Genomic DNA, 13,616 nt, shown 5'->3' with positions numbered 1-13,616 from the left:
AACGACGGCTCATGCGCCACACTCCAGCGGCAGCGACAGCTGTTTGGCGATGGCTTCCCAGTCGAAGGCCACCACGCCCTGGTCGTCATGCACGGCATACAGCGCACCGTGCGGGAAGCGCGGGCTCGGCTGCTGCATCATCCAGATGCCATCGGTGTTGGCCACGGTATTGCCCTGGAAGGCACCCACCGGCTTCAGCGTATGGCGGTCGAACAGGTGGAACACGCTGCGCTGCTTGCCCTGCTCGGTGGTGATCCACCAGCCGTCCTTGCCGCAGGTGCGCAGCATCACGCCTTCGGCCTGCGCCTTGAACACATCGCGGCCAAAGGTGGTGCCGGTGAAACGGCCGGCCAGCGTGTAGACCTTGAACTCGCTGGCGTAGCTTTCGTCTTCCTCGGCGATCAGCAGGCGATCGTTGGCCGGGTCGCCCCAGATCGACTCGACCACGCGCAGTGCGCCGGCCTCGCTGGTATCGCCGATGCTGGCCGCCAGGGTCGCTTGAACCTTGGCGCCATCGCGGGTGACGTGGTACTGGCGCACGCGCTTGTCCAGCTCGGCCAGCGGCGGCAGGATGTCCTTGCCCTGTGCATCCTCGCCGTTGTCCCACGAATCGGTGACGTACACGCTGTAGCCATCGGCGCGGCGGTCGACCCACAGGCCATACGGCTTGCGCAGGTCGTCGGCACCGAACACCGCCAGCGGGGTGAAATCGGGCAGCGAGAACACCTGCACGCGGTGGTTGTCACGCTCGACGATCCACAGCAGGTCGTCGGTCACCGAGATGCCATTGGGGCGGTCGAACTGGCCCAGCGCGGTGCCGGCGGTGCCGACGTCACGCAGGTGCTGGCCGGTGCTGCCGTCATACACCACCAGCTTGTCGGTGGCCTTGGCGGTGGCGATCAGCCAGGTCTTGCCGTCCGGCGCCTTCCACGCAGCGGGCGAGTCGATGTTGTCGTCCGGGGTCATCGGGCTGAGGAACGCCTCGGCGATGGTCGACACCGAGCGCGCGGCCTCAGCCGGTGCCTTCGCGGCGGCGTCGGTATCGGCACCGGCCGGAGCCTCCGCAGGCGTGCAGCCGGCGGCAAGGCAGGCAGCCATCGCGGCGGCCAGCAGGGTCATGCCACGCGCCATCACAGGGCCACCTTCAGGCCGATGGCGTAGGTGCGGCCGTACTCTTCCATCTGCAGGGTGCGCGAACGGGTGCCCTGGTACAGCTCCAGCGGCTTGTCGAGCAGGTTCTGCGCTTCGAAGTACATGCTGATGCGCGGGGTGAACTTGTAATCCAGCGAGAAGTCGAGCTGGGTGTTGGGCGCGACGTAGATGTCGAACGCACGGCCCGCACCGACGGTGTCCAGGTACTCGCTGCGATAGACCGCGGCCAGGCGCGTGCTCAGGCCGTACTTCTCGTAGCCGATGTGCGCGCTGTACACGTGCTTGGAAGCGCGTGGCAGCATGAAGTCCTCGCCCTCGCGGCCGTCGATGCCTGCATCAAACTTGGTGTCCAGCCAGGTGCCGCTGGCACCGACCAGCAGGCCGTCCAGCGCGCCCGGCAGGAACGCCAGCTGCTGCTGCCAGTTGAACTCGGCGCCGCGCACGGTGGCCTTGCGGCCATTGATCGGGCGGGTCACGTCGAGGCCGTCGTAGGCCGGATCGTTCTGGCTGACGGTTTCCACGATGTAGCCATCGATGGACTTGTGGAACAGGCCCAGCGAGACGATGCCGGTGGTGCCGATGTACTTCTCGACCGACAGGTCGATGTTCTTCGATTCGTAGGGATCCAGCTGCGGGTTGCCCAGGCGCAGTTCTTCGTCACCGGCGTTCAGCGCGCGGCGCGGCGAGATGTCACCGAAGGATGGGCGCGAGACCGTCTTGTTGGCCGAGGCGCGCAGCACCCAGTCGTCGGCCGCGTCGTAGCGCAGGTGCAGGCCCGGCAGCACGTTGGTGTAGCTGCGGTTGGCCTGCACCGGGTTGACGGTGTAGCCGTCATCGTCGTCCAGCTCGACACTGTTGCCCGTGGCCTTGAAGCGGGTGTTTTCCACGCGCACGCCACCGATGATGCGCAGCGCACCGATGTCCCAGGTGCCCATCGCGTAGCTGGCGAAGATGTCTTCGCTGGCGGTGTAGTCCTCTTCCAGCGAGGTGGCGGCGTTGCCTGCAGCGTCCTGCGGGCGGGCGGTGTAACGGCTGCCATTCTGCGCCCAGTAGCGGCGCATGGCCGCCGAGCTCATGCCCTGCCCCATCACGCCGTGGCGGTGTTCCGGGTCGGCGGCGGTCCAGGTGGTCAGGTCGATGTCCGGGCCGCGGCGCAGCTCGCTTTCGTCCACGTTGACATCACGGTCGCGCCAGCGGCCCAGCAGGCCCAACTTGATGCTGCTGCTTTCGCCGTCGAAGCGCACGTTGACCTGCGCGCTGCGCTCTTCGTCGTTGACCTGCTTGGGCGAGATCACGAAGCGGTCGAACGCGTAGTTCGCGTTGTCCATCCAGTCGTTGCTGCTGAGCGTGTAGGTCGGCAGGCGGCTGCGCTGGTCCAGGGTGCCGGACATGTCGTCGGCATCCAGTTCGAAGCGCGCTTCCATCTCGTCGTTGACGCGCTCTTCGGTACGGGTGTAACCGATCTTGTAATCGACCACCGCGTTGGTCAGCTTGTTCTCGCCACCCAGGCTGGCAGCAAAGGTGTTTTCCTTCTTGGTGCGGTAGCGCATGCGCTTCTGGATCGCATCCGACGGCAGGTCGTCCAGGCGGAACTGGTCGGTGCCGGTGGCGACCATGTCGGCGTCGTCGAAGTTGTAGATCACGCGCTGGCGCGTTTCGGCATCGTCGAACTGGCTGTACAGGGTGCGCAGGTAGTACTTGCTGTCCTCGTCCGGGCGCCAGTCCATGTTGAGGTTGGCACCGATGCGCTTGCGCTCGATCTCGTACTTGCGGTTCTGCAGGTTGATCGCGGTGACATCGCCCGGAGCGGCATCCTTCTCACCGTCGTACTCGACTTCGGTGTTGTCCGACTCGAACTTGCGGTTCTGGTAGTTCACGCCCAGCGCCACGCCGAAGGTATCGGCGAACACTTCGCTGTAGTTGAACGAGGCCTTCGGGCTGGTCTCGCCGGACAGCTGCTGGTGGCTGGCTTCGATCTTGCCACGCAGGCTGCGACCGTCGCGGTCGAAGGCCGAGGCCGATTCAACCAGCACCGCGCCGCCGATGGCATCACCGGGCATGTCCGGGGTGGGCGACTTGACCACGCGCAGGCGCTCGGTCGAATCGGAGGGAATGACGTCCAGCGGTGCAGCACGGCTGGAATCTTCCGGGGTACCCACGGCGATGCCATCAATGCTGACGCTGTTGAGGTTGGCATCCAGGCCGCGGATGACCACGAAACGGCCTTCGCCCTGGTCGCGGGTCACGCTGATGCCCGGCAGGCGCTGCAGCGATTCGGCGACGTTCTTGTCCGGGTACTGGCCCAGGGCATCGGAAGACACGGCGTCTTCGATGGCGTCGCTGCTGCGCTTGAGGTCGACCGCGCGGATCTGCGATTCGAGCTGGGCGCGCACTTCGATGCGGTCCAGGTCGACGGCATCGGCGGCAACCGCGCCGGTGGCGGCCAAGGCCTGCTGCCCGGCGGCCTGCAGCGGTGCTGCGGCCCCCAGCGCCAGGGTCACGGTGATGGCCATGGCCAGCGGAGTCTTGATGTGCACGGTGGAGTCCCATACCTGTGAAGAATGGGTCTGCACGGTATGTCCGCAAGATTGCATGGCGGTGACACTGTTCAGCACATTCATTGCATGCGGCGTGGGCTTCGCAGCGCCGATCCGGCAAAATGGGGGCCTCTCTCCATTCCCCTTCCCGACCATGAAGATCGTCGAAGTGCGCCACCCGCTGGTGCAGCACAAGATCGGCCTGATGCGCAACGCCGCGCTCAGCACCAAGGATTTCCGCGAGCTGGCCAACGAACTGGGCACGCTGCTGGCCTACGAGGCCACCGCCGACCTGGAGACCGAGCCGCACACCCTGCCCGGCTGGGCCGGCCCGGTCACCGTGCAGCGCATCGCCGGTGCCAAGATCACCGTGGTGCCGATCCTGCGTGCCGGCCTGGGCATGCTCAGCGGCGTGCTGTCGCTGATCCCGGCTGCGCGCGTGAGCGTGGTCGGCCTGCAGCGCGATGAGGAAACCCTGCAGCCGGTGCCCTATTTCGAGCGCCTGACCGGCCGCCTGGAAGAGCGCGACGCGCTGATCCTGGACCCGATGCTGGCCACCGGCGGCACCCTGATCGCCACCATCGACATGCTCAAGCGCGCCGGCGCGCGCCGCATCAAGGGCATCTTCCTGGTCGCGGCGCCGGAAGGCATCGAAGCGGTCAAGGCCGCGCATCCGGACGTGGAGATCTACACCGCGGCCATCGATGCCCAGCTCAACGACAAGGGTTACATCCTGCCGGGCCTGGGCGATGCCGGCGACCGCATCTTCGGTACCCGCGTGGTGTGATCCGGTTCAAGGGGTCGGAACCCTTTCGCAGAAAGGGCTCCGACCCCGAGTCTTTACAACCCGGCCGCCAGCGCTTCCAGCTGGTCGATGGCCATGTTCCAGCCCTCAAAGAACCCCATCTGTTCGTGTTGGTCACGGACTGTCTTGTCCGGGTGCATCACCTGCGCGGTGTAGCGGCAGCCCTGCCCTTCGTCTGCCAGGGTGATGATGGCGGTGAAGCCCAGCCATGGCGTCTGCGGGCGCCAGCCACCGCCCAGCATCGAGGTGAACACCAGGCGCTGCTGCGGCACCACCTCGACGAAACACCCGGGGTTATCGCTGCTGCCCCCCTCGGGGCCCTGCATGAAGGTGTGGAATGCCCCACCCGCGCGCAGCTCGAACGCGCGCACTTCAGTGGTCCACGGGCGCGGGCACCACCACTGCCGCAGCAGGTCAGGCTCGGTCCACGCCCGCCACAACGCCGCCCGCGGCGCGGCCAACACGCGGCTGATGACCAGGTCGGTGTCCGGATGCTGGTCGGCATCGGCAGTCATGGGCGTACTCCTGTGCGAACAGTCGGGTGCCCACCGATACGCCGATCGCCCCGCCCAGGCAAGCGTTACCGGGACGATCGCGGATCTTCACGTCGTTTTTCAGCCAGCAGGCGAATGCTCCGCGCACCCGCACCGCTCGCCCTGGAGATGCCATGAACGCCTCGTTCCTGCTGGCCGCCGCCCTGCTGATCGGCCTGCCCCTGGCGGCCACCGCCGCCACCCCGCAACAGCAGCGCATGGCTGACTGCTCGGCCAAGAACAAAGGGCTGAAGGGCGACGCCTACAAAACCGCGCAGAGCGCCTGCCTGAGCGGCCACGCCACCGAAACCAAGGCCGCCACCCCGCAGGAGCGCATGAAGCAGTGCAATGCCGATGCCGCGACGAAGAAACTCGCCGGCGACGCCCGCAAGACCTTCATGAGCAGCTGCCTGAAAGCCTCGTAAGAACGTCCATCGACTTCACCCGCCCCCATTTGAATATCGATCTCTGACAGATGTGCCGACCAACGGTCGGCACCCACCAACAGCCGCGTGAACCTGTCGAAGGTGGGGCGGTGTCGGATTGCGGGGTGTCCGCCGCATGGATGCGGCGGCCAAGCCTACACGGACGTACTTGCGGCGTCCCCGCAATCCGACACCGCCCCGCCAACCCACGGAATGCCGCTCTTGATCTTGCTTCGGCCTCTGCAGGTGCAGGGCTGCAAGCCCTGCCGAACGCCCCCCCCTCACCCCAGCGCGCGCGCCTTCAACTCCCCCTGCTCATGCAGGGTCACGAAACGCCCCTTCTCATCCCGCCCCAGCTGCGCCAGCGCCACCTGCGGGTCATGGGTGAAGAACAGATGCACGTTGCGCGCCAGCTTGTCTTCCAGGAAGCGCCGCTTCTCGTCGATCAGCAGCTCGGCATTACGGTCGTAGCCCATGGTGATCGGCACGTGCACCCACGAGCGCCCCGGGATCAGGTCGGCGCAGAACACCACGCCACCATGCGCATCCTCGCCGGCATGCGCGTGGCCCACGATCTCGGCCAGCATCAGGCCCGGGGTATGCCCATCGCTGTAGCTGAAGCGCACGCTGTTGCCCAGCGCCTGCGAATACTCGCCATCGACCACTTCCAGGCGCCCACTGGCCTGCAGCAGGCCCGGCAGCTCAGGAATGAAGCTGGCGCGGTCGCGCGGATGCGGCTGCAGCGCCCGCTGCCAGTGCTGCGCACCGACCACGAAGGTCGCATTGGGAAACAGCAGCTCCGGCCCGCGCCCTTCGCTCCACGCCGCCAGCAGGCCGCCCGCGTGGTCGAAATGCAGGTGGCTGAGCACCACCACGTCGATGTCCTCGTGCTCGAAACCCGCCTCGCGCAGCGAATCGATCAGCACGTGCTGGCTTTCCTGCACGCCGTAGCGGTCACGCATGCGGGGATCGAAGAACGCACCGATGCCGGTCTCGAAGAGCACGGTCTTGCCATCCAGCGGGCTGGCCAGCAGCGCACGGCACGCCAGCTCGATGCGATTGAGCTCGTCCGGTGGCGCCCACTTTTCCCACACCGCACGCGGCGCGTTGCCGAACATCGCGCCGCCATCCAGGCGCTGCGAGTTCCCACGAATCGACCATAGTTTCATGCGGCAATTATCGAGGGCACCCCGTTAAATAATCGCTAGCCGCAAAATGCAGAACCCCGCCGGGTGGCGGGGTCTGGTGATTCCTGCTTCGCCGGGCATGGCCCGGCGCTACCGCCACATCAGTGCGCCGGCACGACCTGGGCGCTGCCCACCGGGTTGCGCGGATCGCTGCCACCGTAGAGCTTGTTGGCCTTGCGGTCCCACTCCACCGTCTGCAGGTTGCCCCAGACGTGGCTGGAGCCGCGGCCGCCGGCGGCGACGTCGCCCGGCAGGTCGATCTTGTGGCCCATCGCCTGCAGCTGCTTCACGGTGCCTGCGTCGAAGGCATCGCTCTCGGCCTCGATCAGGTCCGGCAGCCACTGGTGGTGGTAGCGCGGCAGGGCGGCCACCTGCTGTGCGTCCAGGCCGGCGTCATAGCCGAGGATGCCCAGCAGCACCATGGTGATGATGCGGCTGCCACCGGGGGTACCCAGCACCACCACCTTGTCGGCGTTCTCCATGAAGGTGGGCGTCATCGAGCTGAGCATGCGCTTGCCCGGCTTCGGCGCGTTGGCCGCGTAACCCATCACGCCGAAGGCGTTGGGGGTACCCGGCTTCAGCGCGAAGTCGTCCATCTCGTTGTTCAGCAGCACACCGGTGCCCTTGGGAATCAGGCCCGAGCCGTACAGCAGGTTGACGGTCTGGGTGGCGCCGACGCGGTTGCCATCGCGGTCGATGATCGAGAAATGCGTGGTCTCGTCATCTTCCAGCGGGGTCGGGTTGCCCGACAGCAGGTCGCTCGGGGTCGCCTTTTCCGGGTGGATCGTGGCCCGCAGGCCCTGCGCGTAGTCCTTGCTGGTCAGCACTTTCTGCGGGATCTGCACGAAGTCCGGATCGCCCAGGAAGAAGGTGCGGTCGCGGTAGGCGCGGCGCATGGCTTCCACCACCAGATGGGTACGGTGGGCCGCATCCATCTGCTTGATGTCCCAGCCTTCAAGGATCTGCAGCATGCTGGCCAGGGCGATGCCACCGGACGACGGCGGCGGCGCGGTGGTGATCTTCCAGCCGTTGTAGTCGAACACGATCGGTTCGCGCAGCTTGACCTGGTAGCCGGCCAGCTCGTCGGCCGTCCACTTGCCGCCGGCCTGCTTCACGCCTTCCAGCAGCAGCTTGCCGGTCTGGCCCTTGTAGAAGCCATCACGGCCACCTGCGGCCAGGCGCTCCAGGGTCTGCGCCAGCTCCGGCTGCTTGAACAGATCGCCGGTGGCGATCGGCTTGCCGTTGCGCAGGTAGACCTCGCGCGTACCGGGGAAGCGTTCCATCACCTCACGGCGCGAGGCGTAGCCCTTGGCCATGCGGTCATAGACCGGGAAACCTTCGCGGGCAATGCGGATGGCCGGCTGCAGCGAGGCCGACAGCGGCAGCTTGCCGTGCTTGGCCGACAGTTCCACCAGCGCAGCGGGCAGGCCCGGGATACCGGCAGACCACGGGCCGTTGACCGAACGGTCGCGGTCCAGGTTGCCCTGCTTGTCCAGGAACGCCTGCGGGGTCGCGGCCGCCGGGGCGGTCTCGCGCGCATCCAGCATGATGTCCTTGCCGGTGGCCGCATCGTGCAGCAGGAAGAAGCCACCGCCGCCCAGGCCCGAACTGATCGGCTCGACCACGGCCAGGGTGGAGGACACCGCCACGGCCGCATCGAAGGCGTTGCCGCCCTGCGCCAGGATGTCGATGCCGGCCTGGGTGGCCAGCGCATGACCGCTGGCGATGGCCGCGCCATCGGGGCGCTCGGCACGGGCGGTGGTTTCAGCCCACGCCAGCGGGCTCAGCACCAGGCCGAGCAGCAGCAGGGGACGGACGATCAGCGTCTTCATTCGGATGGGGGCTCCGCATAGAGTTCGGGGTGATCGTGCTGCAGTCGGCGCAACTTGGCCAGCAGCTGGACTTCCGTTTCCACGATCTCCGGGTCCGGGTCGATGCATTCGACCGGGCAGACGACCACGCACTGTGGTTCGTCGAAGTGACCCACGCATTCGGTGCAGCGCGCAGGGTCGATCAGGTAGATGGTTTCACCCATCGAAATGGCCTGGTTCGGGCAGGCCGGCTCGCAGACGTCACAGTTGACGCAGAGCTCGTTGATTTTCAGCGACATGGCGATACTCCTCGCCCGCGCCTTGGGACAAGGACCGGCCCGCGCGGGCGCGCGGGCCGGTCAGGTCATCAGCGGCGCCCTTGCGGAGCGTCGCCCGGGCCATGCCGGAGCATGGCCGCCATGGCACGGTCTTACTTGGCTTCGACGAAAATGTACTCGGCGCCGGTCGGCTGCACGACAGCCTGCACGCGGGCGTTGTCTGCGGACTGGCCGATGAAGACGACGCGCACGCCCTTCATCGAATCCGGCGAGACGTCCTTGAACACGGCCTGGATCATGTCAGCCATCTTGCCGGAGGCCGACGAACCGAAGGCCAGCATGTTGCCCGGCTGCACGCCACGGGCCACGGCCTGGGTCGCGCTTTCGGTCTGGCGCTCGTACTTGGCCTGGAAGTCCGGGTCCGATTCCGGCGAGAGGTAATACAGGAACGGGCTGTTGGTGATGGTGCCCATGTTCTGGATCGCCACTTCCTGCAGGTACTTCTTCCAGCCTGCATCGTCTTCCTTGGCCGGAGCGACCAGGGCCTGCTTGGCGTCTTCGACCGGAGCGGCCTCTTCCTTCTTGCAGGCGGTGAAGGCCAGGGCAAACGAAGCGATCAGCATCGCGCGCATGGTGGTGTTCATGGGTTTCCTCCCGAGTGGTGCGTGTGGTTTACGTAATGGGGGTGCGTGGTACTACTGGCCCTGCCGCGGCGGGCAGGATTTACGACTGCGCCGACTTCGCTTCGCGGACCTTGCGCAGCGCCTCAAGCACGGCGGCCGGCACGAAACCGGACACGTCGCCACCCAGGCGGGCGATCTCGCGGACCAGCGAGGACGAAATGAAGCTGTGCTGCTCGGCCGGGGTCAGGAACAGGGTCTCGACCTCCGGGATCAGGTGGCGGTTCATGCTCGCCATCTGGAATTCGTATTCGAAGTCGGACACCGCGCGCAGGCCGCGCAGCAGCACCCCGCCCTGGACCGAACGTACGAAATGGGCCAGCAGGGTATCGAAGCCGATGACTTCGACATTGCTGTGGTGGCCCAGGGCACCCCGGGCCAGCTGCACGCGCTGCTCCAGCGGCAGCGCCGGGCCCTTGGACGGGCTCTGCGCCACGCCCACCACGACCTTTTCGAACAGCGGCGCGGCCCGGCTCACCAGGTCGATATGACCGTTGGTGATGGGGTCGAACGTGCCGGGGTAGACGGCAATGCGGCGGTTGGCCACGGTCATGGGCGGATGCAGATGTTCAGATGAGGTCAAAGTGTAGCAGCGGCGCGGCGGTACAGGGCAAAGCGCACCTCGCGGCTGCCGCCCTCGCGGTGCAGCAGCCATTCCGGCGGCAGCACGGGCACGTGGCCGGCCGGCGATTCCAGGTACAGCCAGGCATCGGCGGCCAGGTGGCGTGGCAGCTGGGCCAGCACGTCCTGCCAGAGGCCATCGGCGAACGGCGGGTCGATGAAGACCAGATCAGCCTGCTGCGCCTGTGCGCCCTGCAGCCAGCGCAGGGCATCAGCCTGGACCACGGTGACCTGCCCGGCGGCCTGCAGCTTGGCGACGGCGGCCGACAGGTTGCGGCCGAGCTGGGGATCGCGCTCGACCAGGGTGGCGTGCGCCGCACCGCGGGAGACGGCTTCCAGGCCCAGGGCGCCGCTGCCGGCGAACAGATCCAGCACCCGCGCCCCGCCCAGCCGGGGCATCAGCCAGTTGAACAGCGTTTCGCGCACGCGGTCGCTGCTGGGCCGCAGGCCCGGCAGGGTCGGCACCGGCAGGCGGGTATTGCGCCAGCGCCCACCGATGATGCGGACCTGGCCATCATTGCCACCGCGGCCGCTCACCGGCGCCCCCGGTGGGAGTTGTTCGAGAAATTCACCATAAGCGGAATTGTAGTTCGGCCGGGCTGCGCCCGGCACCCGCAGAGGCCGGAGCAACAGCCGGAGCAAAGGCAACAGCCGGCTATCCGTGGGATGGCGGGGTGGGTCCGGTTGAGGGGGACGCCGTAAACCCATCCATGGGGGCTTGGTCGCGCCATCCATGGCGCTCACACCCCCTCAACCGGCCCCCCCCCGCCTTCGACAGTTGGCTGCGATCTGTCGGAACTGCATGACGCTGCTGTTGGTGGGTGCCGACCGTTGGTCGGCACTGGGTTGGATATCGATGTCTTATGGAAAATCGTGTCGACCAAGGTCGACACCTACCAACAGCCGCCGTTGCCAGTAGATCCACGCCATGCGTGGATGAATTCATTCGATATCTGACAGATGTGCCGACCAACGGTCGGCACCCACCAACAGCAGGTTCCATCAGCCGCGTGAACCTGTCGAAGGCGGGGCACTGTGGGTTCGCGGGGTGTGAGCCGCATGGATGCGGCGACCAAGCCCCCATGGACGGGTTCACGGCGTCCCCGCGAACCCACAGTGCCCCGCCATCCCACGGAATGCCGCTCTGGCTTTTGACTCTAAGGCTGCCGGCCAGCGGCCGGCACTACCGGCGGGTGCAGGGCGCAGCCCTGCCCGACCAACCCCTTGATTTCGGGACAATCAGCCATACCCCTTGGCCAGGCCGCACGCGCTGGCGCGGCATTGCACACGGAGCCCTATCGATGACCGAGACCCCCCAGACCGAAACCCTTGGCTTCCAGACCGAGGTCAAGCAGCTGCTGCAGCTGATGATCCACTCGCTGTACTCCAACAAGGAAATCTTCCTCCGCGAACTGGTCTCCAATGCCGCCGACGCCGCCGACAAGCTGCGCTTCGAAGCCCTGACCCAGCCCGCCCTGCTGGAAGGCGACAGCGAGCTGCGCGTGCGCGTCAGCTTCGACGCCGCCGCCCACACCATCACCATCGAAGACAACGGCATCGGCATGAGCCGCGCCGAAGCCATCGCCCACCTCGGCACGATTGCAAAATCAGGCACCGGCGATTTCCTGCGCCAGCTGTCCGGCGACCAGAAGAAGGATTCGCAGCTGATCGGCCAGTTCGGCGTCGGCTTCTACAGCGCCTTCATCGTCGCCGACGAAGTGGAAGTGACCTCGCGCCGCGCCGGGCTGGCTGCAGGCGAAGGCGTGCGCTGGACCTCGCGCGGCGAAGGCGACTTCGACGTGGCCACCGTCGACAAGGCCGAGCGCGGCACCCGCATCGTCCTGCACCTGAAGGACGGCGAGCATGATTTCGCCGATGGCTGGCGCCTGCGCAGCATCCTCAAGAAGTACTCCGACCACATCGGCCTGCCGATCCAGATGCCGAAGGAAGGCGAAGAAGGCGCTGCCGGTGAATGGGAGACCGTCAACCGCGCCAGCGCGCTGTGGACCCGCCCGCGCACCGAGATCAGCGACGCCGAGTACACCGAGTTCTACAAGCACGTGGCGCACGACCACAGCGACCCGCTGGCCTGGAGCCACAACAAGGTCGAAGGCAAGCTGGAGTACACCTCGCTGCTGTTCGTGCCCGGCCGCGCGCCGTTCGACCTGTACCACCGCGATGCGCCCAAGGGCCTGAAGCTGTACGTGCAGCGCGTGTTCGTGATGGACCAGGCCGAGCAGTTCCTGCCGCTCTACCTGCGCTTCATCAAGGGCGTGGTCGATTCCAACGACCTGTCGCTGAACGTCTCGCGCGAGATCCTGCAGTCCGGCCCGGTCATCGATTCGATGAAGGCAGCGCTGACCAAGCGCTCGCTGGACATGCTGGAGAAGCTGGCCGCCGACAAGCCGGAGCAGTACGCCACGTTCTGGAAGGAATTCGGCCAGGTGCTGAAGGAAGGCCCGGCTGAGGACTACAACAACCGCGAGAAGGTGGCCGGCCTGCTGCGCTTTGCCTCCACCCGTGGCGAGGCTGATGCGCAGACCGTGTCGCTGGCCGATTACATCGGCCGCATGGCCGAAGGCCAGGACAAGATCTACTACCTGACCGGCGAGAGCTACAGCCAGGTGCGCAACAGCCCGCATCTGGAAGTGTTCCGCAAGAAGGGCGTGGAAGTGCTGCTGCTGACCGACCGCATCGACGAGTGGCTGATGGGCTACCTGACCGATTTCGACGGCAAGGGCTTCGTCGACATCGCCCGCGGCGACCTCGACCTGGGCGCGCTGGAAAGCGAAGCCGACAAGCAGGAACAGGAAGCGGCAGCGAAGGACAGGCAGGGCCTGGTCGAGCGCCTGAAGTCGGTGCTGGGCGATGACGTGGCCGAAGTGCGCGTCTCGCACCGCCTGACCGATTCGCCGGCGGTGCTGGCGATCGGCGAACAGGACCTGGGGCTGCAGATGCGCCAGATCCTGGAAGCCAGCGGCCAGAAGGTGCCCGACAGCAAGCCGGTGCTGGAGATCAACCCGGGTCACCCGCTGATCGCAAAGCTCGATGCGGAAGCCGACGGCGCGCGCTTCGACGACCTGGGCCGGGTGCTGTTCGACCAGGCCGCGCTGGCCGCCGGTGACAGCCTGAAGGACCCGGGTGCCTACGTGGCGCGCCTGAACAAGCTGCTGCTGGAACTGTCGGCCTGATCGGCAGCGGGGCGCCGGGCATGGCCCGGCGCTACCGGGCGATGGCAGGCTTTTGTAGAGTCGAGCCGTGCTCGACTGCCCTAGGCTTCCCGATCCAGCAGCGAGCCCAGCATCTGGTCCTGGCGGCGTATTACCGCGGCGTTGGCGGCAAACGCCACCACTTCAGCCTTGGCCGCCAGCAGGTCACCCAATGGCGCGGTGGGGTCCGGGTCGGCAGCAACGACCGTCGTCTCTACCCCGCCCTGCCCGGCCGCAGCGCGCTGCAGCTGCAGGCGCTGGGCATCCGGGGTGGCGACGTTGGCCACGTTGTGTGCGGCAACCTGCACGCCCTGCTGGGCCGCACGCATTCCGGACAGCGCAGTCTCCATCACGTTCATCGGCGGTCTCCGGGCTGCC

The 13,616-nt window shown here is 66.9% G+C and carries 13 protein-coding genes; 3 read left to right on the top strand and 10 right to left on the bottom strand.

Features of this window, described 5'->3' with window-relative positions; all coding sequences use genetic code 11:
- Positions 1–9: 9 nt before the first annotated feature.
- Together C1927_RS08940 and C1927_RS08935 are read right to left on the bottom strand one after the other, a co-directional pair.
- Positions 10–1,131, bottom strand: a complete 1,122-nt coding sequence (locus C1927_RS08940) for a phytase (RefSeq protein ID WP_079221523.1) — start codon at positions 1,129–1,131, stop codon at positions 10–12.
- Positions 1,131–3,689, bottom strand: coding sequence for a TonB-dependent receptor (locus C1927_RS08935; RefSeq protein ID WP_108747804.1), 2,559 nt, complete (start codon positions 3,687–3,689; stop codon positions 1,131–1,133). The genes C1927_RS08940 and C1927_RS08935 overlap by 1 nt, the downstream gene beginning before the upstream one ends.
- Before the next feature lie 154 nt (positions 3,690–3,843).
- Between C1927_RS08935 and upp the strand changes: the two genes are divergently transcribed.
- Positions 3,844–4,476, top strand: coding sequence for a uracil phosphoribosyltransferase (upp, locus tag C1927_RS08930; protein WP_079221521.1), 633 nt, complete (start codon positions 3,844–3,846; stop codon positions 4,474–4,476).
- Between the two features lie 53 nt (positions 4,477–4,529).
- On the opposite strand, the gene C1927_RS08925 is transcribed toward upp, so the two are convergent.
- The gene (locus C1927_RS08925) at positions 4,530–5,009 is read right to left on the bottom strand and encodes an SRPBCC family protein (protein ID WP_108746486.1); all 480 of its coding nucleotides are present in this window, start codon (positions 5,007–5,009) and stop codon (positions 4,530–4,532) included.
- Between the two features lie 152 nt (positions 5,010–5,161).
- Between C1927_RS08925 and C1927_RS08920 the strand changes: the two genes are divergently transcribed.
- Positions 5,162–5,452 (top strand): PsiF family protein, encoded by a 291-nt coding sequence (locus tag C1927_RS08920; RefSeq protein ID WP_108746485.1) that lies wholly within the window; start codon positions 5,162–5,164, stop codon positions 5,450–5,452.
- Between the two features lie 281 nt (positions 5,453–5,733).
- Here C1927_RS08920 and C1927_RS08915 read toward each other — a convergent pair whose 3' ends face one another.
- The 6 genes from C1927_RS08915 to rsmD form a co-directional block, all read right to left on the bottom strand.
- A complete protein-coding gene (locus C1927_RS08915; protein WP_108746484.1) occupies positions 5,734–6,621 on the bottom strand; it encodes an MBL fold metallo-hydrolase in 888 nt (295 codons plus the stop codon).
- Between the two features lie 119 nt (positions 6,622–6,740).
- Entirely contained in the window at positions 6,741–8,471 is a 1,731-nt protein-coding gene (ggt, locus tag C1927_RS08910) for a gamma-glutamyltransferase (RefSeq protein WP_108746483.1), read from the bottom strand.
- Complete coding sequence (locus C1927_RS08905) at positions 8,468–8,749, bottom strand: YfhL family 4Fe-4S dicluster ferredoxin (RefSeq protein WP_079221516.1); 282 nt, start codon at positions 8,747–8,749, stop codon at positions 8,468–8,470. Before C1927_RS08905 ends, ggt begins: the two co-directional genes overlap by 4 nt.
- 131 nt (positions 8,750–8,880) lie before the next feature.
- On the bottom strand, positions 8,881–9,372 hold the full coding sequence (locus C1927_RS08900) for a hypothetical protein (RefSeq protein ID WP_079221515.1): 492 nt from the start codon (positions 9,370–9,372) through the stop codon (positions 8,881–8,883).
- A 79-nt stretch (positions 9,373–9,451) separates the two neighbouring features.
- Positions 9,452–9,961 (bottom strand): pantetheine-phosphate adenylyltransferase, encoded by a 510-nt coding sequence (gene coaD, locus C1927_RS08895; RefSeq protein WP_008267036.1) that lies wholly within the window; start codon positions 9,959–9,961, stop codon positions 9,452–9,454.
- Between the two features lie 26 nt (positions 9,962–9,987).
- Positions 9,988–10,566 (bottom strand): 16S rRNA (guanine(966)-N(2))-methyltransferase RsmD, encoded by a 579-nt coding sequence (gene rsmD / locus C1927_RS08890; RefSeq protein ID WP_079221514.1) that lies wholly within the window; start codon positions 10,564–10,566, stop codon positions 9,988–9,990.
- A 764-nt stretch (positions 10,567–11,330) separates the two neighbouring features.
- Here rsmD and htpG point away from each other — a divergent pair.
- Positions 11,331–13,220, top strand: coding sequence for a molecular chaperone HtpG (htpG, locus tag C1927_RS08885; protein ID WP_108746482.1), 1,890 nt, complete (start codon positions 11,331–11,333; stop codon positions 13,218–13,220).
- Between the two features lie 80 nt (positions 13,221–13,300).
- On the opposite strand, the gene C1927_RS08880 is transcribed toward htpG, so the two are convergent.
- Positions 13,301–13,597, bottom strand: coding sequence for a flagellar basal body protein (locus tag C1927_RS08880; RefSeq protein ID WP_108746481.1), 297 nt, complete (start codon positions 13,595–13,597; stop codon positions 13,301–13,303).
- Positions 13,598–13,616 lie beyond the last annotated feature (19 nt).

Source organism: Stenotrophomonas sp. ZAC14D1_NAIMI4_1, assembly GCF_003086775.1.
In the GTDB taxonomy this organism is placed as follows: domain Bacteria; phylum Pseudomonadota; class Gammaproteobacteria; order Xanthomonadales; family Xanthomonadaceae; genus Stenotrophomonas.
Note: the sequence above shows the minus strand (reverse complement) of the source record. Positions and strands in the feature narration are given on the sequence as shown.

What these genes read in the sequence shown, in the direction of transcription:
- C1927_RS08900 (WP_079221515.1), bottom strand. Translation starts at nt 9,372, where the DNA reads ATGAACACCACCATGCGCGCGATGCTGATCGCTTCGTTTGCCCTGGCC.
- C1927_RS08940 (WP_079221523.1), bottom strand. Translation starts at nt 1,131, where the DNA reads ATGGCGCGTGGCATGACCCTGCTGGCCGCCGCGATGGCTGCCTGCCTT.
- C1927_RS08925 (WP_108746486.1), bottom strand. Translation starts at nt 5,009, where the DNA reads ATGACTGCCGATGCCGACCAGCATCCGGACACCGACCTGGTCATCAGC.
- upp (WP_079221521.1), top strand. Translation starts at nt 3,844, where the DNA reads ATGAAGATCGTCGAAGTGCGCCACCCGCTGGTGCAGCACAAGATCGGC.
- C1927_RS08915 (WP_108746484.1), bottom strand. Translation starts at nt 6,621, where the DNA reads ATGAAACTATGGTCGATTCGTGGGAACTCGCAGCGCCTGGATGGCGGC.
- C1927_RS08880 (WP_108746481.1), bottom strand. Translation starts at nt 13,597, where the DNA reads ATGAACGTGATGGAGACTGCGCTGTCCGGAATGCGTGCGGCCCAGCAG.
- coaD (WP_008267036.1), bottom strand. Translation starts at nt 9,961, where the DNA reads ATGACCGTGGCCAACCGCCGCATTGCCGTCTACCCCGGCACGTTCGAC.
- ggt (WP_108746483.1), bottom strand. Translation starts at nt 8,471, where the DNA reads ATGAAGACGCTGATCGTCCGTCCCCTGCTGCTGCTCGGCCTGGTGCTG.
- htpG (WP_108746482.1), top strand. Translation starts at nt 11,331, where the DNA reads ATGACCGAGACCCCCCAGACCGAAACCCTTGGCTTCCAGACCGAGGTC.
- C1927_RS08905 (WP_079221516.1), bottom strand. Translation starts at nt 8,749, where the DNA reads ATGTCGCTGAAAATCAACGAGCTCTGCGTCAACTGTGACGTCTGCGAG.
- C1927_RS08920 (WP_108746485.1), top strand. Translation starts at nt 5,162, where the DNA reads ATGAACGCCTCGTTCCTGCTGGCCGCCGCCCTGCTGATCGGCCTGCCC.